This window comes from Sphaerimonospora cavernae, assembly GCF_042435035.1.
Taxonomy (GTDB): Bacteria; Actinomycetota; Actinomycetes; order Streptosporangiales; family Streptosporangiaceae; genus Sphaerimonospora; species Sphaerimonospora cavernae.
Map to the genome: position 1 here is coordinate 1 of NZ_JBHMQT010000056.1, position 21766 is coordinate 21766.

The window sequence follows — 21766 nt, forward strand, 5'->3', positions numbered from 1 at the left end:
CCACTACATGAGCAGGCCGTTCGCCATTCTCGGCCTCACGTCATGATCTTGGAACGGCCGTGATGCGATCACAGAGGCTTGTGCGGCTCGATCACGGAGCTGCCGCCCATTCACCTCTTGCCGAGTAACGGGTCTACGGTGCGGTTTTCCAGCGCGCGGAAGAGCTGAGGATTCACCTCCTCCACGCAGCCGAGAAGGGCGAACAGCTGGTAAGAGCCGTGGTGGACGCACTCACATCGGGGCACCTGCCATCCTCGAGCGGAGGAGCGTGAGATGCCGCCGGCTGCGGATCGTCGGCGATGGTCGGCCGAGAGGCTTTCCACGCAAGTGTCGGTGGCCGGTGAGAAGCTTCGGTCATGACAGTGGAGACGGTCGTTCTCACCGGTGCCGCCGGGCGGGTCGGATCGGTGCTGAGGGAGGCTTTGCGGGGTCGGCTGCGCCGGCTGATCTCGGTCGATCAGGTGCCGATGATCGCCGGCGGGGCGAACGAGGAGGTCCGCCATGTCCGGTTGACCGCTGTCGAGGACGTGGTGAGCGTCATCGAGGGCGCCGACGCGGTCGTGCACCTGGCCGGAGTGCCGGACGAGGCGCCGCTGGCCGACCTGCTGGACGGCAACGTGCTGGGCACCCACCACGTGCTGGAGGCGGCGCGACGCAGCGGGACCAGGCGTGTGGTGTTGGCGAGCAGCAACCGGCTGAGCGGCTGCTACCCGGTCGCGCAGACGATCTCGGCCGAGATACCGCCCCGCCCCGACGGGCTGTACGGCGTCAGCAAGGTCGCCGTGGAGGCTCTGGGGCGCCTCTATGCCGACAAGTTCGGCCTTCAGGTGGTGTGCCTGCGCATCGGCAGCCTCGAACCCGAGCCGACCGAGCCGCGGCATCTGGCCACCTGGCTGAGCCCGCGTGACTGCGCCGGATTCGTCTGGGCCGCGCTGACCCGGCCGGGCATCACCTTCACCGCCGCCTACGCGGTCTCCGCGAACACCCGCCGGTTCTGGGAACTGGACGACCGCCTCGGTTACCAGCCGCTCGACGACGCCGAGGCCTACGCGGACCGGATCCCTGGCGCGCCGAGCTACTTCACCGGCGACCAGTGTCAAGGCGGCGAGTTCGCCACTGTCGAGTACACCCTGCGCCACGCCTTCGGCCAGTAGTCATGTCACAGGGACCGTACGGGCGAGGCGGCTCAGCGCTCACAGACGATGCCGTCGCCGTCCCGGTCCCGGTACCAGGAGTACTCGGGGTCTCTGCCTCGGTAGTAGGGCCCGTATCCGTTGCGGTTGGCCTCGGCGCAGGTCGAGAACCTGGGGTCGGTTCCCGAGGAGGGGGGCTGGGTCGGGGACGGCCGGTTCGTCGGGGGGTTGGTTCCGGTGCTGGTGGCGCATTTGCCGGACCAGATGCGCAGCCTGGCGGACCGCGCCTTGGCTTCGTCGGCACGCATGACCTTGATGTACTTGTCGTTCGGCTGGTACAGCACGGCCTTGGCGTAGCCGTACCGGACCAGGGCGCGGTTCACGAACGAGCCGCCGGAGTTCCACACGTAGAACAGGTGCCGCCCGTACCTGTCCTTGGGGTCCTTGTCCTTCAGCACGTAGGCGATCTTCCCGACCGGCAGCAGGGCCGCAGTACGGGCGGTGGCCGCGTCGAACCAGCACTGACCCCGCTCGGGGGTGTCGATCTCCAGGAGGCGCACCCGCATTGTCTTGCCCTTGCTGTTGACGACGTCGATGGTGTCCCCGTCGACGATCTTCTTGACCTTCACCGAGATGGCACCCTTGGGGACTTTCGCGGGTCGGGCGGCGGCATCGGCGGGTGTCGCGATCGTGAGGGGGGTGACCAGCGCGGCGGACGACGCGAGAACGGCGAGTGCCCGGGAGGAGAGTCGCACCTGTGACTCCAGATATGGAGGGGATGGGGACAGGGGAGAGCGTAGATCGAAACGCGGTAGGTGAGGTGTCTATGAGGTGATTGCGTGGATTCCGTAACTTTTATGAGACTCAATCATCCCGGGCTGCATCGCGACGTCGAGCAGCAGGGACCCCAGCGCGAGCCCCACGAGGCCCGGCTTGCCGCCGAGAGTGCCAAAGGCGAGCACGAATGCCGACACGACGACCCCGACCGGGCAGATGAGGTTGACGGGGTCCGTCCCGCGACGGTCCAAGTCATGGGTTGCGTTGCCGACGGGCCGTGGCGTGAACAACTGGCTGGGGCAGGCTGATGTTGTGATCGGTGGTCAGGAGTCTCTTGGGGTCCCCGGCGACAGAGAGCCGATGGTCCCATCGCTACGATTCACCGGGACATGGTGCACCCGATTCTGTGGCGGATTTGATCTAGCAGACGCATCCTTACGGATATCAGGTGCACTTTCTTATATTAACGATCTCGAATCGTCTGCAGTCCTGAACAGCGGAGGTTAGTAGTGATCATCGGCGTGCTCGGGGAGTCGCGCCCGGGCGAGGCACGCGTGGCGGCGACGCCTGCCACTGTCGTGGAGCTGGTCAAGCTGGGTTACCAGGTGGTGGTGGAGCCGGGTGCCGGTATGGCCGCCTCGTTCTCCGACGACGCGTACGTGAAGGCCGGTGCGGTGATCGGTGACGCGCTGGCGGCCGACATCGTGTTCGCGATCGACTCGCCGCCGGTCGAGCATCTGGACGGGCTGCCCAGGGGCGCCACGTTGATCAGCATGCTGAACCCGCGGCTGAACCCGAGTCTGGTCGAGGACCTTTCCCGGCGACCGATCACGGCGCTGTCGATGGACGCCGTACCGCGGATCTCGCGGGCGCAGTCGCTGGACGTGTTGTCGTCGATGGCCAACATCGCCGGTTACCGGGCGGTTGTGGAGGCGGCGCACGTGTTCGGCCGGTTCTTCACCGGCCAGGTGACCGCGGCGGGCAAGGTCCCGCCGGCCAAGGTTCTCGTCGCGGGCGTGGGTGTCGCCGGCCTGGCGGCGATCGGTACCGCCGGCAGCCTGGGCGCGATCGTGCGGGCGACGGACCCGCGGCCGGAGGTGGCCGACCAGGTCAAGTCGCTGGGCGGCGAGTACCTGGCCATCGAGACCGCGGACGTGGAGGTGTCCGCGACCGGCTACGCCAAGGAGATGTCGGACGACTACAGCCGGCGCGCCGCCCAGTTGTACGCCGAGCAGGCCAAGGACGTCGACATCATCATCACCACGGCGCTCATTCCCGGCAAACCGGCGCCGCGGCTGATCACCGCCGAGATGGTGGCGAGCATGAAGCCGGGCAGCGTGATCGTCGACATGGCCGCTGCCAACGGGGGAAACGTCGAGGGCACCGTCGCGGGTGAGGCGGTGGTCACCGACAACGGTGTGACGATCATCGGCTACACCGATCTGGCCGGGCGGCTGCCCGCGCAGGCGTCTCAGCTGTACGGCACCAATCTGGTGAACCTGATGAAGCTGATGACACCGGACCGGGACGGACGGCTCGTTCTGGATTTCGAGGATGTCGTCCAACGCTCGATGACCGTCGTACGCGACGGCGAGCTCACCTGGCCGCCCCCGCCGGTGTCGGTGTCCGCGGCGCCGGCGCCGAGCACCGCTCCTTCGGCGACCGCCCCGGCAGAACCGCAGGAGAAGCGGCCGGTCTCGGCGCGCCGGCGGTTGGCGCTGGCCGGGGTCGGCGCAGCCGCGCTGTTCCTGCTCACGGCGCTGTCGCCGGCCGCCCTGCGGGGCCATCTCACGGTCTTCGCGCTGGCGATCGTCATCGGCTACTACGTGATCGGACACGTGCACCACGCTCTGCACACACCGCTGATGTCGGTGACGAACGCGATCTCGGGGATCATCGTCGTCGGCGCCCTGCTGCAACTCGGACACGGCGACAACGTCGTGACCGTGCTGTCGTTCGTCGCGATCCTGATGGCCGGCATCAACGTCTTCGGTGGCTTCGCGGTGACGCGCCGCATGCTCGCCATGTTCTCCAGGAGCTGATCCAGTGACCATCGAAACGGGGGCGCAGGCGGCCTACATCGTCGCCGCGCTGCTCTTCATCCTGGCGCTGGCCGGTCTGTCCAAACACGAGACCGCCAAGGCCGGCAACACGTTCGGCATCGCCGGCATGACCCTGGCGCTGGCGGCGACCATCGCGCTCGCGGTCGATCAGGGCATCAGCGGCCTCGGTCTGACCCTGCTGATCGTGGCGGTCCTCATCGGCGCCGCGATCGGCCTGCACCGGGCGAGCAGGGTCGAGATGACCGGCATGCCGGAGCTGATCGCGCTGCTGCACAGTTTCGTGGGTCTCGCCGCCGTGCTCGTCGGATGGAACGGGTATCTCCACGTGGAGGCCGACCCGGGCGACGCCGAGGCCGGCCTGCTGCGCGCCCAGCACATGCTCGGCATCCACAGCGCCGAGGTTTTCATCGGCGTTTTCATCGGCGCCGTGACCTTCACCGGCTCGATCGTGGCCTACCTGAAGCTGTCCGCCAAGATCAGGTCCAACCCGCTGATGCTGCCGGGCAAGAACTTCCTCAACCTCGGTGCGCTCGCCGCGTTCGGCGTACTCACGGCATGGTTCGTGATCGAGCCGCAACTGTGGCTGCTGATCTCCGTCACCGTGATCGCCCTGCTGCTGGGCTGGCACCTGGTCGCCTCCATCGGCGGGGGCGACATGCCGGTGGTCGTGTCGATGCTCAACAGCTACTCCGGCTGGGCAGCGGCCGCCTCGGGTTTCCTGCTCGAGAACGATCTGCTCATCGTCACCGGCGCACTCGTCGGCTCTTCGGGCGCCTACCTCTCCTACATCATGTGCAAGGCGATGAACCGGTCCTTCATCTCCGTGATCGCCGGTGGTTTCGGCATCGAGGCCGGGCCCGCCGACGACACCGACTACGGCACGCACCGGGAGGTCACGGCCGAGGAGGTCGCGAAGCTGCTCACCACAGCCGACTCCGTCGTCATCACCCCCGGGTACGGCATGGCGGTCGCCCAGGCGCAGCACGGCGTCGCCGAACTCACCCGCAAGCTGCGTGAGAAGGGCGTCGACGTCCGCTTCGGCATCCACCCGGTGGCCGGCCGCCTCCCCGGCCACATGAACGTGCTGCTCGCCGAGGCCAAGGTGCCCTACGACATCGTCCTGGAGATGGACGAGATCAACGACGATTTCGCGAGCACCTCGGTCGTGCTGGTCATCGGGGCCAACGACACGGTCAATCCCGCGGCCACCGAGGACCCGGGCAGCCCCATCGCCGGGATGCCCGTCCTCAGGGTGTGGGAGGCCGACAACGTCATCGTGTTCAAGCGCTCGATGGCCTCCGGCTACGCCGGAGTGCAGAATCCCCTGTTCTTCCGGGAGAACAGCGCGATGCTCTTCGGTGACGCGAAGGAACGAGTGGAGGACATCCTCCGCGTTCTCTGACCTTATGTTCCCGCCATGTCTTCTCACGCGAACTCCGTGGTCATCGTCGGGGGCGGGAGTCGGCCCTCCCGCGGCGCATGCCGCGTTGCGGGAGGGATGGCATGCGTTGGTGCTGGAGGCGCGCGCCTCGCCATCTCGTGATCTTGTTCAGACAGCAACGATCACTCCAGATGGTGGGCGCGCGCTTGCGCTCTCGGCCATCCCCGTGGTCACAGGGCGTAGCCAACGACGACTACCGGTCGTATTCAACTGAACGCGGAATCTGTCAGGCCGCGTAGAGCCCCTACGACGGCAGGGTCGGTACCTCCACACCTTGATGGCCGATCTAACCCGGCGGTTGGGGGAGGTGGAGGCGCGGGCACGGCTCCATCAGCCGATCGCCGGCGGCCCAACCCCTGTGGAGCTTCTGAAAACACGCTAGTACGAGCGTCCGCCTTTACGCGGTCGGTCTCGTCCTGGCAGACCCAGGAGCCGCGGACGATGTCAGAGAACGGCTGTGCGCGGTGATCCCCACCACCCGCCCGCCGCACTGGGCCATGGAGGACGAGCCGACCCGGAGTGCACTGATCAAGGAAATCGCCGCCATGCCGATCTCGGCCCGAGTGTACGGCTGCCGCTTCGAACGGCCGAAGCGGCAGGAGGACGTGCGAGCCCGCGCGCTGACCTGGCTGGCGCAGGACCTGCCGCGCCAGGTCCGCGAGATCGTGTTGGCCGAGCGAGAGGAGAGCCAGGACCGGCATGACCGGAAGGTCCTCGGTGGATTGGCGGGGCGACCGGCGCGCTTCGCGTACCGGCACGTGCCGTTCTCGAAGGAGCCGCTGTTGTGGGTGGCGGACGTTATCGTCAGCAGCACTGCCAAGCTCCTGGCACTCGACGAGGACCCAGCGAGCCGAGGACTGGGGGACGTGCTCACATATGTCGGCTGCGAACCCGGGTGATGCGCAGAAACGCGAAAGCCGGGCCACCACCTGCGGAGGTTAACCCGGCTCCACTTCATGACCCCTAGTGAGCCACGCATTACTCATGCGTATCTGGGAGGGAACCTTTGTCAAGCGGGCAGCGCCAACGCGGCCGGAGGGTGTCCAGCCGAGCGAGATCGCGGTATGCACCCGGTTCAACCTCCTGCTGGACAAGGTGGCCGCCCGGCTGACCACCGCCGGCGTCCCCGCCGTCCGGGTGAAGGACCACCCCGATGCGAACGTCGACGGAGTGCGTCTGGCGAGCATGCATGCGATGAAGGGGCTGGACTCTTCGTCGCGTGCACCCGGGCTTGTGAGGCGCTCTACGTCTCCTGGAGCGGGATGCCCAGCCCATTCCTGCCCGTCTGATCCGGTCGCAGGCTGCCGTTGGTCAGCCCATCACGAGCGAGCGCGATGAGGCGCTCGCTCAGGGCCGCGAACTCCTTGACGCGGCGTTCGAACGCATCGAGGCCACGGAAGGCATCGCCGTACAGTCGTTGGTCGGCGATGTCCATCTGGGGAACCCGCGCGCCGCGCGCGTCGATGCGGAAGCTGCCACTCGCGCTCGTGGAGCGGCGGGCGTTCACCGTGCTGCGCAGGAATCCGCACAGGAAGTCGGTGTCCAGCTGATCGCCAACGGAGGTGGGCCGGCCGTCTGCGAGGTCGATCAGTCCGGCCCGGACCAAGTCCGCGATCCGGAGGGAGGCGCCGAGGACACCAGGTCCCTCGGCCACCGAGGGCAGCAGGTCCAGCAGGTCCAGCAGGTCGTGGAGCCGTACGACCAGGTCCTCGCGAGCCGACCTGAGCTCGGCGACGTAGTCTTTGCGCAGTGCGGCGACATGGTGAGCGGGAGTCAGATCGACCGCCTCATCGAGCAACTCGATCAGCGGAACGTCCACGACCTGGCGTGGTGCGGGATCGAGAGGACCATCGCGGTCGTTCTCCGTCAGGTCGATCATCCGTACGGCGGTCACAGGCGCAGCCGATCGGGTGAGGAACCACAGGTGCACGGGCTGCGAATGGGCGGCGACCATGCCGGGCGGCAGGCCGACCACCTGGGTGAGGATGCCACGCCGGACAATCTCGGCGCGTATGCGGCGGCCTGCCGTACGGTAGGCCGCCGAGGGTGACACAACGAGCACCAGTTTCCCGCCCGGGGCGAGGTGGGCGTAACAGTGCTGGAGCCAGGCCAGCTCGGCCTCCGCCCGGGTGGGGATGCCGAACTCCCAGCGAGCGTCGAGCAACAGGTCTTCCCGCCCCCAGTCGGTTGAGCCGGCGGGCGGTGGCTGGCACACCACGAGATCTGCGGCCAGCCCCGACCACTGATCACCTCGCAGGGAGTCACCGATCTTCACCATGACATCGACGTGACCGGCAAGTTTCGCCCGCGCCCTGGCCAGCCTCACGGCCTCAGGGTCGGCCTCCTGCCCGGCGAGAATGATGTCCGGCGAATCCGCGAACGAGAGCAACAAGGAGCCGACACCACACGCAGGGTCGAAGACCATCCCCCTCGATACACCTGCGAAATATCGGACGGCACGCGCCAGACGATGGTCGGAGGCGAAGCGCTCGACCAACCCGGAGACGACTTCAGCAGGAGAGCTGTCCGACGCCAGGTGCTCCAGCAGAGACCGGATGTCCGAACTCAAGACGGGCGATTTTCCCTCGGCGAGCAACTCGGCCACGTCAGCGATTCCGCTCACCATCTCGTCGCCATGGGAGGCGCGTAGCGCCTGCCAGAGCTGCACTTCTTCGGAGACCTCATTGCCCTTGCGGTGCCGCTCCAGCCACGACCGCACGTCGACCAGTGGGAACAGGACGGCGCGACCGACGCCCATGGCCGGCTCAGGGAAGTCGACATACCTCTTGCGCCAGTTGGAAACGGCGGCGCGTGTCACTCCCGCCAACCTCGCGATCTCCGCAGAGGATACGAGGCAGTCTGCGTTCACGAGAACAACAGTACACAGGATAGCCACAAGGACCAACACCTGCTACATTGACACTGTTAACACGAACTCCCTCTTCTGTTTCTCCCGCCACTTTTCTTCACTCTCCCTCAAATGAACAAATCCATATCTGATGGCGCATCGCGCGCAGCCGCACTGGCTACATGGCGCGAGAATCGCGCACGTCGCAAAGCGGCTCGATCTCCCGACGGGAGGATCGTCGACCGCGCTGCCATGGCCTGGGAAAGTCTCGGGTTGCATGGCCGGGACACCATTGAAAGCTTCAAGCAGGGGCTCCGCGCTCTGCTTGACCGATCACCGAATGCCTCGTATCAGGACCTCGAGATCGTCGAGGAGGCGCTCCAGTCCGTGCCCGGACCGGAGCTGCCTGCCGCAGTGCGCGGCCTTCTGAGGTCGCTCGCTCCGCTGCATCTGATCGAAGCCATGAATAGCCTGGTTCAGTCGGGTATGCCCTGGCTGAGTGCCCGCGGTGCAGTGCGGGCGCAACTGATGGTCATGGATCTCCCCAGGGCGGGTACCGTGAAGCCCCTCCCCCAGGAGCTTCTCGACGGCGGCACCGACTGGCGCTGTTACCTCGCCGCGCTCGGGCATCCGGTCAAAGTCACGCGGAGCGAGATCAACAAATTCATCACGCAGGTTCCCCTCCCCGTCCTGGACGACCTGATCGATCTCGGGTTGGTCGGTAGGGCCGAGCAGCCGTGGCGGCTCAGGCGGAACCCCGACGAACAGATCTACGTACGAGCCCGGCTGGCGCCGGAGACCATCACCGAGAACGAAGCACGCCAGATCCAGTGGCAGGAGATGGAGCGGCGCCACGCCTTCCTGGAGGGCCGCGACCTGGCCGGGGACGACGTGTACGCCTTGCTCGCCGGGTTGTGGCGGGGGGATGTCGATGTGCGGCTTCGCAGCATGGTGCCCGCGGAGCAGCAGGCGCTGTTGGATCAGATTCAACACGGGGCCCAGGTCGGGCGGTGGCCACAGCGACTGGTTGACGACCACAGCCTGTGGGGTGCCCTCGCCGCCCTGTGGACGCCGACCGAGACGGTCGAGGCCAAGCGCAGCGAGTTCCATACCTGGCGGGGTCTCTTTCTCTGCTATCGGTACATCCTTGTGGGCAACTTCAAAAAGGCCACCACGCAGGTCGAGAAGCTCATGGAAGCGGCGGCCGCCGTGGACGAAAACGGTGAGTGGATGCTCGACAGATCCACCTTCGCCGAGATCCACAACATGGGCGCCTACCTCGCGCAGCAGCACAACGAACTGGACCTGGCCGTCAAGCTGCTCTCGGACAGAGACGTCGCGTGCGACGAGGTCGCGGCGCGGAATCTGACCCTTGTCCGTAAGCGACGCGAGACCCTCGTCAACGACCGCGAGGACTGGCAGAATCCCTACCTCGCCCTCGGGCTGGCCCACGGCGACCCGGACTGGAAGGATCAGTACCGCACGCTGCTCCGGATCGTCCGCGGAGACACCGAAGAGGAAGCCGCCGTCAACAGGGCCGAGCGCCGGATCAGGAAAGCCACCAGCGAGACGCAGTTCTTCGTCGTACCGCTGAGCGAGGACATCTTCCTTCCCCCGACAGACCGGCGGTCCGCCGCGATCCTTCCTCCCGCACAGCCACTCTCCCGGCGTACGCCGGCAGCCGGCGGCGACGACTTGCTTTCTCTACGCGAGCGAGCCGCGGGAGAACTGCTGGCCGAGTTCCGCGAACCTCCACAAGAGAAATGATCATTGATGGCGAAGAATTACAACAAGCCCGCAGGCAGTGGTGGTAACCGCGGTAACCGCTCCCGACCTTCGTGGACGCCCGATTCCGGAGCCGGCAGCCGGCCTTCTGAGGTGAAGGAGGCGATCGCCGATCTCCAGACCGCAGTCGGCGAACAGCTCGACCAGCTGTCCTCGAGCCTGGGGAAGACGGTTCAAAGACATGTCCGGGAGGCCCTGAAGGCCGAGGTCCGGCAGTCAATCGAGGCGGAGGTTCGGGCAGAAATCACTGATGAGATCCGTAAGGAGATGACCGTCCGGCTGAACTCCTTGATCTCCGACTACAGGCACCTGGATCCCGCCAAGATCCTGGAGGGATTCCTCCAGGAGGCAACCAACCTCCTTTCCACCTCGCCGCAGCCTGCGGCCGACAGCCTCACACAGCGGGAGCTCGTGGAAGGACTCCGGCAGGCCGTACTCGAAGCATTCGGCAGCCGGAGACTTCACCTTGCCCACCTCGCCGAGCTGGACTCACACCTACGGGAAGCCACGGACCTTGGGGGCATCCGGCTGCTCGTCGATGAGTGGTTCGCAGTGGCGGGCCTCAAGCGCATCGCCTCTCCGGTCGAACGCTCGGAGTGCTTCGCCACCATGAATTCGCCGACCGACGGCCCCTATCTGGCCTTGGTAAGACCCGCCTACGTAGATGCGGTCACACACAAGATCGTGCGGAGCGGGCAGCTACGCCACACCGACGACCCGGCAAGCGCACTCGACGATTCCTCTGCTGGAGGTAGCTGATCATGGCGACGGGCATCGACTTCGGCACAACGAACTCGGTGGTCGCCCAGTGGAACGGTGATGAGGCCGAGGTGCTCCAGCTCGATACCGACAACATCGACTCGGACTGGCTCTACGAGGAGTTCCAGGGCATCTTCCCCACCATCGTGGGTGAGAGCTCCACCCGGCTCGGTGCTCTGTTCGGCTGGGAAGCCAAGCTCCGTTCCAACCGGGTCTTCGAAGCATGCAAGCGCATGCTCCGCAACGACGAGAGCATCCGACTGCGCGATGCATCGGTTCCTGCGAGTGTGGCCGCAGCCGGCGTCTTCCGCGCCATGCGCGAGCGCGCCGAGCACAACCTCCTTCGCAGCTTCGACAGTGCAGTGATCACGGTTCCCGCCAATGCCCGCGGAGCCGCGCGCTACCGCACCCGTACCGCCGCCCAAGCAGCGGGCATCCAGGTCAAGGCCCTGCTGAATGAACCCACCGCCGCCGCGCTCTCCTACATGTACGACATGCAGGAAGAGGGCCGCATCATGGTCTTCGACTGGGGTGGCGGCACCATCGACGTAACCATCCTGGAGCACATCGACGGCCACTTCGAGGAGCTCGCTTCCAAGGGCATCACCCAGCTCGGCGGTATAGAGCTCGACAAGCGCCTCCGCAAACTACTCCTCCGCAAACTCCCGGGCCACCCCGTCCTTTCGGAACTGGAGAGCCGAGAACTCGACCTCATCGTCGAACGAACCAAGATCCGCCTCTCCAGGGAGACCTCGGCGGTAGCTCGCTTCCCGGGCAACGGCAAGCTGGTCCAGGTGACCCGGGACGAGTTCGAACGGGAGATCGCCGACCTGGTGGAACAGGCACTCCAGCCGGCCCGGCAGTGCCTCAATGAGCTCGGCATGCACCCCGACGAGATCGATGGTGTACTCATGATCGGGGGAACCAGTCAGCTTCCGTCCGTCCGCAATGCGGTGGAACGGCTGATGGACGACGAGGTCGTACCGTCCGCCATCTGCCACCCCATGACCGCCGTCGCGCGAGGTGCCGCGATCGCCGCCGCCATCCTGGACGGAAAGATCGACAGCTACCTGCGCGTCTCCTCGATGTTCGCGCTCGGTACGGCCACGACGAACCAGCACACTGGTGAGAAGGTCTTCAGCGCGATCATCGACCAGCACACCCCGCTGCCCGCCATCGAGGAGAAGAAGTACACACCGATCGACGATGGGCGTGTCCAGCTCACTGTCCCCGTGTGGGAGGCCGATCCTGCCAAGTCGCTCGACGACCCCGAAAACTTTCAGCTCACCAAGCTCGTGCTGAAGTACCCCAGGCGGTTGCCCCGCGAGAAAGCCATCTTCAACCTGCGCTACACCTACACAGTGGACGGACTACTGCACGTCAAAGGCACTCTCGACGAGACCGGCGAGGTCCTCCTCGACGAGGAGATCAGAGACTTCACCAGCGGCGACACCCTGCCCGTCGAGGAGATCCGGCGCAGAATGAGCGCTTTGGACAGGCTGACTCCTTCGGGCGCTTCCCTGCCCCAGCTCACACCGGCCGCGGCGAAGTCATTCGTAGTGGACGGTTCCAACCTCGCCTGGCATGGCCGGGACCGCAGGAAAGGGGATATCCCAAGCCTCGACCAGCTTCTCAGCGGCGTACAGGCGCTGCACACGAAGTTCCCCGGGGCGGATGTGACCGTCTTCGTCGACGCGACCCTGCGCCACCAGTTGCCTCCTGGCGAGCAGAAGGTCCTGGATGACGCGATCCGCCAGAAGATCGTCCATACGACTCCAGCCGGGACGCACGGCAAAGGGGACCGAATGGTGGTCATGTTTGCGGACGAGACTGGCAGCGTCATCGTCACGAACGACAGCTACCAGGAACTGCAGGCCGAGTTCCCGTTTCTGTTGGACAAAGACCGTGTGCTCGGTGCAACGCCTGCCGGCAACCACTGGCTCTTCCCCCCGCGAACACCGGTCCGACCCCGATCAAGCTCCTGATCCCAACTTGCCTGGCGGCCGGATCGCTTGACGCAATGCCAACTCCGGCCGCTCAGACCGTCGCAAACCACAATCCCGCCCGCGCTCCGGGGCCGTCCACGCCGAATATCCCCTCATGGGGATGACCGGCCGGCCGAGCGTGGCGCACTTCGCCTCCGTCACTCACTGGACTCCGACCGGTGAGCGCCTGAACGGGATCCGGCTGGTACAGATCCATCCCAGCACCGCGCGCGAACTCGGCATCGCCGACGGCGACACGGTGATCGTGGAGAGCCCGCGCGGTTCTGTCACCGGTACGGCGCTGCTGGACAGCGGAATCCGCGTTGGGCGGCACCCACACGTCACTGCGCTGCCCGTCGAGAGCGTCCCGCGCCCGCGCGACGCCGACCCCCGCTCCGTCCGCGATCGCCCGCATGGCCGCACCGGTCAGCTCCAGGTCTCCGCTCTTGTCGAGCGCGCACCCGCGGCCGATCACCGTCGCGATGCGGCCGGCTCCCGCCTCGGCTGCGAATTTCTCGACCAGGTCGAGATATCCCGCGGCGGTACCGTCGCCGACGTCACGGCCGTCCGTGATCGCATGGATCCATACGGCGGGCACGCCCGAGCTCGCGGCGATGCTCAGGAGCTCCCTGAGATGGTCGACATGGGCGTGGCGGGTGTCGAAGCAAGGACGCCCACGAACGGTGATCTGCTGTCCACCGCTCGCCACGGCACCGGTGGACGTCGATCAGGCGGCAGAGGTGGCGGCGGCGTTCAAGGCGTTATCCGATCCCGTGCGGGTGCGACTGCTGTCATTGATCGCATCCCATCCGAGAGGAGAAGCATATGTGAACACCCTTTCCTCGGCCTTCGACCTGACCGGCCCGACGATCTCACACCACCTGAGGGTGCTGCGCAGTGCCGGTCTCATCGACTGTGAACGACGAGGCACATGGGTGTTCTACTGGTCGTACCCTCCGCGCTGGAACGACTGAGCGCGGTGGTGAACGTGTCCGCGCAGGCGGTCCCCTGACCGCGTCTCACTTCGGGGTGCCGGTGAGGTCCGGTGCGGCCAGCAGAGCGGAAAGCCGGTAAAGGCGGTCACGCATCGGCCGGTAGTAAACCCACGTTCCCCGGCGCTCGTGATCGACCAGCCCCGCCTCGCGCAGCAACTTCAGGTGATAGGAGATCGTGGGAGGAGCCACGTCGAAAAGGTCGGTCAGATCGCACACGCACACCTCCCCCTGCGGATGAGCGGCGATCAGCGACAGCAACCGCAACCGGACCGGATCTCCCATGGCTTTGAACATCTTCGCCATGTCGGCGGCAGCGGCGGGGTCCAACGATACGGACGCCAGAGGCGTGCAGCATGCCCCGGAAGGCGAGGCGGTCAGGCCGTCTGCGTTCGGACCGTTGTTCGACATGCCTCTATATTGACTTCCATCTAAGTTTGGAGCAACCCGTCGCCAGACCGGCACGCCATAGCCGATGGTCCGGGTGACGACCCACGCGGCGACGATCCGCCAACCGTGGGGGAAACCCTCACCCTTCCGGCAGAAACGGCTCAACCGCAGCAGCCGCCGCCCTTGGTGGAGGCGGAGACGCCGACCAGCGGCAGCGGCGTCGACAGCAGGCCGCCGCCGATGCCGGTGGCCAGGCCGATGCGCTCTTGCTGTGCCTCGGCCAGGCTGGAGGAGCACACGCCGGTCTCGGGGAGGTCGAGCTGGACGTCGCGGGCCGCCTCCCAGTCGCCGGCCAGCGCCGCGACCACCGAACGCGCCTGCTCATAGCCGGTCGCCATGAGGAAGGTCGGGGCGCGGCCGTAGCTCTTGACGCCGATCGCGTAGTAGCCGGGCTCGGGGTGGGCCAGTTCGTCCACGCCGTGCGCGGGGGCGGTGCCGCAGGAGTGCATGTTCGGGTCGATCAGTGGAGCCAGCGCGCGCGTGGAGCCGAGGATAGGGTCCAGGTCCAGGCGCAGCTCGGCGGTGATGGAGTGGTCGGGCCGGTATCCGGTGGCGGCGACGATCCGGTCGACGGTCACGCTCCGCTCGACGCCGGAGGGGTCCCGGCCGACCACCCGCACCCGCTCGCCGTCCCGCTCGACGGCGTGGGTGAAGAAACCGGTCAGCAGACGGATGCGGCCGGACTCGACCAGGGCGTGCAGGCGGGTGCCCAGCGCGCCACGGGCCGGCAGCGCGTCCGCCTCGCCGCCGCCGTAGGTGCGGGCGGCACCGTCCGCGCGGATCGCCCAGGTGATGGTGGTGTCGTCCAGCTGGGCCAGCGCGAGCAACGTGGTGGCGGCCGAATGGCCCGCACCGACGACCAGGGTGTGCTTGCCCTCATAGCGTTCTCTGTCGACACCGAGCACGTCGGGCAGGGCGTGGTCGATCACCTCGGCGGCGGCCTGCTCGCCGTACGCCGGCAGGCCGCTGGCGCCCAGCACGTTCGGGCTGGCGTAGGTGCCGGAGGCGTCGATGACCGCACGCGCGTACAGCTCCCGGCCGTCAGATAGGCGGATCAGGAACGGCGCCTGTTCCCGGCCGGCGGTGCGGACCCGGTCGTAGCCCAGGCGGCTGATCGCGCTCACCCGTGCGCCGATGCGCAGCCGCTCACCCATGAGCGCGGCCAGCGGCGCGAGGTAGTCCTCGACGAGCTCGGCGCCGGTGGGCAGCCACTCGGGGTCGGGCTCGGTCCAGTCGGCGGCCTGAAGCAGACGGCGGGCCGCGGCGTCGATGTCGTACTTCCACGGGCTGAACACCCGTACGTGCCCCCATCGCGCGACCGACGTCCCGGCTCGCTCCCCCGACTCCAGGACGAGGAAGTCCAGGTCGCGCTCGGCCAGATGCGCGGCGGCGGCCAGTCCCACCGGGCCCGCGCCGATCACCACGACCGGCAGTGATTCCAGGCGTGCCGCCCGCACGCTCGGCTCGAGCTCGACGGTGGCAGGTCCGCAGCATCCGCTCATGACGGTTCTCCTTGTGATCACGGGGATGGGACCCGCGCCTGTTTTTATATCTATCTAAGTAGCTACGTAGCAGGATGCTCCTGAATTAGAGAACTGTCAAATTAGAATTGCATCTAATCAGCCTTCATAGCTTGCCAAGCAGGTGGCGGGCGTCGACTCCGACGCCCCGCAGGGTGTTTGAGGAGGGCGCGCGTTGCCATTCCAACCCGAGGTAGCCGAGCCCCGCGTGTGTGCCCGACAGCCCCCCGCGCTGCCGGGGCCGTCCGTCGTCCGTGAGCGCGCCGAGACCGGTCAAGTAGTCCAGGTTGGGGCGGTAGCCGGTGGCCAGCAGCACCGCGCCGACGCGCTCACGGCGCCCGTCGGCCCATTCGACGTGGTCGCCCTCCAGGCGGGTGAACATCGGGCGGCGGTCGAACCGTCCCTGGCGCAAGGCCTGACGGTAGCGGCCGTCATCGAGCACGGGCACGGTCGGCGGGCGATCAGCGCGGTGCAGGGGAAGCCGGTCGAATCGGGTCAGGCGGAGCCAGAAGTGCAGGTCCCGCCCGAGCGGACGCTGTGCCACGAACCGGATCGGGGCGCGGCTGGCCAGGGTGACACGTGCGTGAGCGCCAAGTTCGTAGGCGATCTGGATCGCGGAGTTGCCCGCGCCGACCACCACGACACGCTCACCGGACAGCGATGCCGGGGAACGGTAGTCGGCGGCGTGCAGGACCTGCCCGGTGAAGCCGTCCAGGCCCGGCAGCGCCGGCCGGTGCGGGCGGGCGAAGGAACCGCTGGCCGCGATCAGGACACGTGCGGACAGCGCCTCACCACCAGCCAGCCGTACGGAAAAACCGCCCTCGACCGATGCCTCCACCACCGTCACCCGGGCACCGGTACGGATCTCGGCACCGCGCCCGACCAGGCCGGCGGCGTAACGCTCAAGGTAGTCGACCACCTCATCCCGGTGCGGATATCGCTCGCCGTCACCACCGAAGGCCAGGCCTGGCAGGGAGCTGTAGCGGGCGGGCGAGAACAGCTTCAGGCTGTCGTAATAATGCGGCCAGGACCCGACCGCCCGATCGGACGCCTCCAGCACCAGCGGGTGCAGTCCTGCCCGCAGCGCGGCGTGCGCCGCGGCCAGGCCCGACTGCCCGCCCCCGACGATGACCACGGAGTCCCTGTGAGAAGTCATGCGGGAAACATATCGTCAACTTCTAATATGTCAATATGTCGATGCGGGCAGTAGAGTGCGCGTGAGGAGGATGTGAGATGGCCGAAACCAGCACGCACCCAGCGCCCGACACCGTCAGCCCCGCGGAAAGCGACGCCCCCGGCGAACCGCCGGCTACCGGGACGGCCTGCGTCAGCGGCGACATGGGCACCGTGCCGGATCTCAGCCAGGCCGTCCATGACTTCCTCAAGGCCCTGGCCAGCCCGAGCCGCCAGCAGATCTTGCTGCTGTTCGCACGCGGTGCCGAGTTGTCGGTCGGCCAGGTCGCCGAACGCGCCGGCATCGGCCAGTCCACCGCATCCCAGCAACTCGCCCTCCTGCGCCGCGGCGGCATCGTCACCTCCCGCCGCGACGGCAAGGAAGTGCTGTATCGCGGCGACCGCGAACGTGTCACGCGCATGCTCACCGACCTGCGGGACTACCTGCGCTTCTGCTGCTGACACCCCCACGGCGCCGAGGCCCGTACGCTGGCTGGACGGCATCCCGCGCGCCGCGGGTAACAACCTGATCCACGCGGAGCGCGTGGAGAACGGCGGATCAGGCCTGCCGTACAGATCCTCAACGAACGCCGCGCTCGCCTCCTCCGGCGGTGGGCCGGCCTCCCAGCCAGGTGTCGAGCCGGGCGAGCAGCGCGGGCTTGGGCACCATGCCCCCCGGTCCCCGGAAGACGGCCTGGCAGGGAGAACGCCAGACCCTGATCTCCACGACCGCGCCGGTCAGGTCGGCGACCCAGACCACGTCCATCCGGCGGATCTGGGCGGACGTGGACCCGGCTATGCCGCAGCGGCTGTGGCTGATGTCGGTTATCCCGCCGTTCTCGTCGGTCACCGTCTCGTATCTGGTCGCGGCGTTGAGCAGGTCGCGGATCGGTTCGAGCCCCGCCCTGGTCGTCCACCGGCCGCGCAGGTGGAGCCGGTCCCCGTGCCGCTGGTAACGGCAGGCGGTCACCGCCGCGAGCGGGCTGGGCAGATAGTCGCCGTCCGAGCCGCCGCGATTGCGCGCGGCGTCGTCCCGCGGCAGCTCGGGGAGCTCGCGGTCGTCCGCCTCGCGCACCGTCAGCCCGGCGGCGCAGGCGGGCGTCGCGACCGTCTTCCCGGTGGCCTTCCCGGTGGCGAGAAGCTGCTCCCGATAGAAGCCGAGGAAGGCGTCGATCGGTTCGGTGCCGTGCATGAACCTGGTCCTGCCCGCCGAGCGCGCGGTGCCGCAGTTGCGGTCGAGGACGACGAGCGCGGACGAGCCGTCGGCGTAGCGCACCGCGAACGAGAACTCCTGTCCGTAGCCGACATCGGTGCAGACGAAACCGAAGTCGGCCGGGAGGGCCCTGGCCGTACCCCGCGTCCGGATCCGGTCCGCCTCCTCTTCCCGGGTGGGCAGCGCGTTGATCAGGGCGACCATCTCGGACACCCGCGTGGTGAGCGTGCGCGGCTCACCCGGCGCCGGCGGCGACGGCTGTCCGCCCTGTGCGGGCCATTTTTTGATCAGCTCACACAGGGTCACCGAGACCGCGCCGCCATCGGGCACCAGCGGGCCCGGCAGGTCGGTGAACCCCCGGCCGTCGAGCAGCTCCACGGGACACCCGTCGACACCCAGGCGCGGCGTCGGCACCGTGACAAGCCCGGGGGCGACGGGCGGAGGCGCCACCACGCCGAGCGAGAGCGCCGCGAGCAGCAGGACGCCGGTCAGCAGGACACCGCGTCTGAGCCTCAGCCGGTACGGCGACCGCCTCCCGGCCCCTCGCACCCCACCCGAAGTCGCCATGCGCCCGAATCTACGTCGCCAACTCCCTTAAAGATCACATATTTCCGAAAATGGCAGGCGGAGCAGGCTGTCAAGATCTCTACCGGAGGTGCCGTCCGCCTCGGCTTCCCCCACCGGCGAGCAGGTAGGCCTCAGCAAGGATGACCTGGAAGCCTGACTCGAGCCGAGCGCGTCGACGCCCGCCCTCCCGGACGGGAGAGAGCGGGCGTTCGTCGTCTTGCCGGCGCATCACCGCCACCGTCGACCGTGGTGCCCTTCTCTGGCAGCCGCTTCCCATGCGACCGCCGCCTTCTGCCGCCCGGACGGGGACCCGATAATCGGACATTAGGGAACAAATCCGCCATAAATGGCATACAAAGGCTCTTATGTGAATAAGATGGCATCAAAAAACGCAGAGCACCGTTTATCGCTCATTCGATCCGGAAATGTAGTAAATCGCGGGGTGATGACCACCTAACGGTCATCGAGTGAGATCTTTGGCAAATTAGGCAAATGATCCTTCGAGGGGGACACATAATGCCCAAGCTCAATAAGGTCATCGCCGGACTCGCACTCAGCACCGCGCTTGCCGGTGGCGCTCTAGCCACAAGCGCCACGGCGGCAAGCGCGACGACCGCCCCCACGGAATGGGGTGGGGCCGGCGCCTACGGTTACGGGGGCTACGGCGACTCGGACTTGGACGACATCACCTGGAACATCTACGTCGCCGGCCACTGCGGCACCTTCTGCGGATGGGACGGCTGGTACTAAGTAGCAGGCCGGCCTGACCGTCTACGACCGGCCCTAGCCACCCAGCCTGATACCCGCCCCTCCCCCATCGGAGGGGCGGGCGTCTCGTCTTTCCCATGGCCGGTAGGCGCGGGCCCTTACGAAGGGCGGCAGAGGATCTCTCCGTGCAGGACGCCGAACCAGCCGTCCTCATGGGCGCCCCACTCCCGCCAGGCGTCCGCGATCCGCCGCAGATCCTCCAGAGTGGCGTGCCCGCCCTCCACGGCCAGCCGCGCGTAGGAGGACTGGAGGGTGCGGTCCGCCCACAGCCCGCTCCACCAGGCCCGATCCTCTGGAGTGGTGTAACACCAGGTGGCCGAGGAGGACCTGATCTCGGTGAAGCCCGCCCGCCGGGCCCAGGAGCGCAGCCGCCGTCCGGCGTCGGGCTCCCCGCCGTTGGCGCGGGCGACGCGGTGGTAGAGATCGAGCCAGTCGTCCAGTCCGGGCACGCGGGGGTACCAGACCATCCCGGCGTAGTCGCTGTCGCGTGCCGCGACGACCCCGCCCGGTTCACACACCCGGCGCATCTCGCGCAGCGCCCCCACCGGGTCCGCGACGTGCTGCAGCACCTGGTGGGCGTGCACGACGCCGAAGGAATCGTCCGGATAGCCGAGCGCGTGGACGTCGGCGGTCTCGAACCGGACGTTGGTCAGGCCGCGTCCGCCGACCTCGCGGCGGGCCTGTTCCAGGACGCCGGGCTCCACGTCGACCCCGACGACCTCGCCCTCGGGCACCAGTTCGGCCAGGTCCGCGGTGATCGTACCCGGGCCGCATCCGATGTCCAGGATCCGCATGTGCGGCTTCAACTCCTCGAGCAGGTACGCCGCGGAGTTGGCGGCGGTGCGCCAGCGGTGGGAGCGCAGGACGGACTCATGGTGGCCGTGGGTGTACACGGCGGATTCACGTGCCATGCTGCCAACACTGACACACGTCTCGCTATTCGAGCAATTAGGTATTGATATATGAGACAAACTAGGCGGTCAACGCTGGGAAGTCGGACGTGAACGGCAGCCACGCATCGCCGGCCTCCGCACCCGGACCTCCGGCTCCGGACGGGTCAGCGTGGATGCCTCCTACAGTGGGTGTTCGTGCTGTACGGAAGATCTGCGGAAATCAGCGCACTCTACGAGGTGATCACGCGGGCTCGCGACGGCTTCGGCGGCGCGGTGGTGCTGCGAGGCGAGGCGGGGACGGGCAAGACCGCTCTGCTCGACGCGGCGGCCGCGCGCGGTGGCGCGATGCGGGTCTTGCGGACCACCGGCGTTGAGTCCGAGTCCGACCTCGCGTTCGCGGCGCTGCACCAGGTGCTGTGGCCGGCGACCGGTTCGCTCGACGCATTGCCCGAGCCGCAGCGCGCCGCCGTGCGCGCGGCCCTGGGGCTGGCCGTCGGCGGCGCCGGCGATCGGTTCCTGCTGGGTGCCGGCGTGCTCTCGCTGCTGGCCGAGGCCGCCACGCCGGACGGGCTGATCTGCGTGATCGACGACTTCCAGTGGGTCGACCGGGCCTCGGCCGATGCGCTGCTGTTCGCCGCCAGGCGGTTGGCGACGGAACGCATCGCGATGCTGCTCGCCGTACGCGCAGACGCTCCTGTCAGGGGCGTGCCGCTGACGGTGGACGTGCGCGGCCTGCCCGAGTCCGCTGCGGCCGAACTGCTGGAGTCCCGCCACGGTGTCGGGTGACCGGGTTGTCCGCCCCTGCCCGGCTGATCGCCCTGGTCGCCGCCGTCGAGGCCGACCTCGGCCTGGTCCTGCGCGCCGCCGACCGGCTGCTTGCCGGGCAACCGGTACGGCCCGGGGCGAGCGTGGCCCGATCGGCCTCATCCGCGCCCGGGACGGAGGCCGGGGCCGGGCTGGTGGCGCTGACCGAGCTGGAGGAGGCCGGGCTGGCCGAGGTGGCTGACCCCCGAGCCGTGTGCCCGTGCCGTACGGCTGAAGGACGCCGCCGTGGCGGCCTGGCTCGGCGGCCGCCCGGGACAGGCGGAGTCGCTGCTGGCCGAGGCACGCGAACAGGCCGGCGGCGATGCCACCCTCGCCATGGAGATCGCCCAGCTCCGGGGCCGGTTCGAGCTGAACTCGGGCAACGCCGCCGAGGCCGTACGGATCCTGGCAGCGGGCGACCCGCCCCGCCGCCGCAGGACCGGCGCGCGCGGGCCATGGCGCGATCATCGCCGGGCAGATCCCGGGAGCGCTGCTGATGATCGTGGCGGGCATGGGGCACACGCTGCCGCCGGAGGCGCACGAGGAGCTGGCCGCCGCCATCCTCGCGCACACGGCCGAGTGAGACGCGTTCCCG

At 67.9% G+C, this 21766-nt stretch carries 19 protein-coding genes and 2 pseudogenes; 13 read left to right on the forward strand and 8 right to left on the reverse strand.

The window, feature by feature from the left end:
* Positions 1-356 precede the first annotated feature (356 nt).
* Positions 357-1154, forward strand: coding sequence for an NAD-dependent epimerase/dehydratase family protein (locus ACFHYQ_RS24780; RefSeq protein WP_394303532.1), 798 nt, complete (start codon positions 357-359; stop codon positions 1152-1154).
* 32 nt (positions 1155-1186) lie between these two features.
* Here ACFHYQ_RS24780 and ACFHYQ_RS24785 read toward each other — a convergent pair whose 3' ends face one another.
* Positions 1187-1888 carry a thermonuclease family protein gene (locus ACFHYQ_RS24785; RefSeq protein WP_394303533.1) on the reverse strand — a complete coding sequence of 234 codons (702 nt, stop codon included), beginning with the start codon at positions 1886-1888 and terminating at the stop codon, positions 1187-1189.
* A 531-nt stretch (positions 1889-2419) separates the two neighbouring features.
* Here ACFHYQ_RS24785 and ACFHYQ_RS24790 point away from each other — a divergent pair.
* The 3 genes from ACFHYQ_RS24790 to ACFHYQ_RS24800 all read left to right on the forward strand — a co-directional run bounded on the left by ACFHYQ_RS24790 (position 2420) and on the right by ACFHYQ_RS24800 (position 6313).
* Positions 2420-3952 (forward strand): Re/Si-specific NAD(P)(+) transhydrogenase subunit alpha, encoded by a 1533-nt coding sequence (locus ACFHYQ_RS24790; RefSeq protein ID WP_394303534.1) that lies wholly within the window; start codon positions 2420-2422, stop codon positions 3950-3952.
* A gap of 4 nt (positions 3953-3956) precedes the next feature.
* A complete protein-coding gene (gene pntB, locus ACFHYQ_RS24795) occupies positions 3957-5375 on the forward strand; it encodes a Re/Si-specific NAD(P)(+) transhydrogenase subunit beta (RefSeq protein WP_394303535.1) in 1419 nt (472 codons plus the stop codon).
* 503 nt (positions 5376-5878) lie between these two features.
* Positions 5879-6313: a hypothetical protein gene (locus ACFHYQ_RS24800; protein WP_394303536.1), complete on the forward strand. Its 435-nt coding sequence runs from the start codon at positions 5879-5881 to the stop codon at positions 6311-6313.
* 344 nt (positions 6314-6657) lie between these two features.
* On the opposite strand, the gene ACFHYQ_RS24805 is transcribed toward ACFHYQ_RS24800, so the two are convergent.
* Positions 6658-8283: an N-6 DNA methylase gene (locus tag ACFHYQ_RS24805; protein WP_394303537.1), complete on the reverse strand. Its 1626-nt coding sequence runs from the start codon at positions 8281-8283 to the stop codon at positions 6658-6660.
* A 111-nt stretch (positions 8284-8394) separates the two neighbouring features.
* Here ACFHYQ_RS24805 and ACFHYQ_RS24810 point away from each other — a divergent pair, with 111 nt between their 5' ends.
* The 4 genes and pseudogenes from ACFHYQ_RS24810 to ACFHYQ_RS24825 form a co-directional block, all read left to right on the forward strand.
* A complete protein-coding gene (locus tag ACFHYQ_RS24810; protein WP_394303538.1) occupies positions 8395-10029 on the forward strand; it encodes a hypothetical protein in 1635 nt (544 codons plus the stop codon).
* 111 nt (positions 10030-10140) lie between these two features.
* On the forward strand, positions 10141-10806 hold the full coding sequence (locus tag ACFHYQ_RS24815; RefSeq protein ID WP_394303539.1) for a type 2 periplasmic-binding domain-containing protein: 666 nt from the start codon (positions 10141-10143) through the stop codon (positions 10804-10806).
* A 2-nt stretch (positions 10807-10808) separates the two neighbouring features.
* Positions 10809-12791 carry an Hsp70 family protein gene (locus tag ACFHYQ_RS24820; RefSeq protein ID WP_394303540.1) on the forward strand — a complete coding sequence of 661 codons (1983 nt, stop codon included), beginning with the start codon at positions 10809-10811 and terminating at the stop codon, positions 12789-12791.
* Positions 12792-12912: 121 nt separating this feature from the next.
* Positions 12913-13059, forward strand: a pseudogene (locus ACFHYQ_RS24825) (molybdopterin dinucleotide binding domain-containing protein); the annotation flags it as partial.
* 96 nt (positions 13060-13155) lie between these two features.
* Here ACFHYQ_RS24825 and ACFHYQ_RS24830 read toward each other — a convergent pair.
* Positions 13156-13500 (reverse strand): annotated as a pseudogene (locus ACFHYQ_RS24830) (hypothetical protein); the annotation flags it as partial.
* Between ACFHYQ_RS24830 and ACFHYQ_RS24835 the strand changes: the two are divergent.
* Positions 13406-13765 (forward strand): ArsR/SmtB family transcription factor, encoded by a 360-nt coding sequence (locus ACFHYQ_RS24835; RefSeq protein ID WP_394303541.1) that lies wholly within the window; start codon positions 13406-13408, stop codon positions 13763-13765. The pseudogene ACFHYQ_RS24830 and the gene ACFHYQ_RS24835 sit on opposite strands and share 95 nt — an antisense overlap.
* 45 nt (positions 13766-13810) lie before the next feature.
* On the opposite strand, the gene ACFHYQ_RS24840 is transcribed toward ACFHYQ_RS24835, so the two are convergent.
* From ACFHYQ_RS24840 to ACFHYQ_RS24850, 3 genes are all read right to left on the reverse strand, one after another.
* Entirely contained in the window at positions 13811-14194 is a 384-nt protein-coding gene (locus ACFHYQ_RS24840) for an ArsR/SmtB family transcription factor (protein ID WP_394303542.1), read from the reverse strand.
* Between the two features lie 140 nt (positions 14195-14334).
* Complete coding sequence (locus tag ACFHYQ_RS24845) at positions 14335-15735, reverse strand: FAD-dependent oxidoreductase (RefSeq protein WP_394303543.1); 1401 nt, start codon at positions 15733-15735, stop codon at positions 14335-14337.
* 124 nt (positions 15736-15859) lie between these two features.
* A complete protein-coding gene (locus tag ACFHYQ_RS24850) occupies positions 15860-16909 on the reverse strand; it encodes a flavin-containing monooxygenase (protein ID WP_394303544.1) in 1050 nt (349 codons plus the stop codon).
* Positions 16910-16986: 77 nt separating this feature from the next.
* Between ACFHYQ_RS24850 and ACFHYQ_RS24855 the strand changes: the two genes are divergently transcribed.
* Positions 16987-17388, forward strand: coding sequence for an ArsR/SmtB family transcription factor (locus ACFHYQ_RS24855; protein ID WP_394303545.1), 402 nt, complete (start codon positions 16987-16989; stop codon positions 17386-17388).
* A 118-nt stretch (positions 17389-17506) separates the two neighbouring features.
* Here ACFHYQ_RS24855 and ACFHYQ_RS24860 read toward each other — a convergent pair whose 3' ends face one another.
* Complete coding sequence (locus tag ACFHYQ_RS24860; protein WP_394303546.1) at positions 17507-18706, reverse strand: hypothetical protein; 1200 nt, start codon at positions 18704-18706, stop codon at positions 17507-17509.
* Positions 18707-19222: 516 nt separating this feature from the next.
* Here ACFHYQ_RS24860 and ACFHYQ_RS24865 point away from each other — a divergent pair.
* Positions 19223-19456, forward strand: coding sequence for a hypothetical protein (locus ACFHYQ_RS24865; protein ID WP_394303547.1), 234 nt, complete (start codon positions 19223-19225; stop codon positions 19454-19456).
* A 116-nt stretch (positions 19457-19572) separates the two neighbouring features.
* On the opposite strand, the gene ACFHYQ_RS24870 is transcribed toward ACFHYQ_RS24865, so the two are convergent.
* Positions 19573-20385 carry a methyltransferase domain-containing protein gene (locus tag ACFHYQ_RS24870; protein ID WP_394303548.1) on the reverse strand — a complete coding sequence of 271 codons (813 nt, stop codon included), beginning with the start codon at positions 20383-20385 and terminating at the stop codon, positions 19573-19575.
* A 177-nt stretch (positions 20386-20562) separates the two neighbouring features.
* On the opposite strand from ACFHYQ_RS24870, the gene ACFHYQ_RS24875 reads away from it, so the two are divergent.
* On the forward strand, positions 20563-21153 hold the full coding sequence (locus tag ACFHYQ_RS24875; protein WP_394303549.1) for an AAA family ATPase: 591 nt from the start codon (positions 20563-20565) through the stop codon (positions 21151-21153).
* A gap of 5 nt (positions 21154-21158) precedes the next feature.
* The gene (locus ACFHYQ_RS24880) at positions 21159-21668 is read left to right on the forward strand and encodes a hypothetical protein (protein WP_394303550.1); all 510 of its coding nucleotides are present in this window, start codon (positions 21159-21161) and stop codon (positions 21666-21668) included.
* Positions 21669-21766 lie beyond the last annotated feature (98 nt).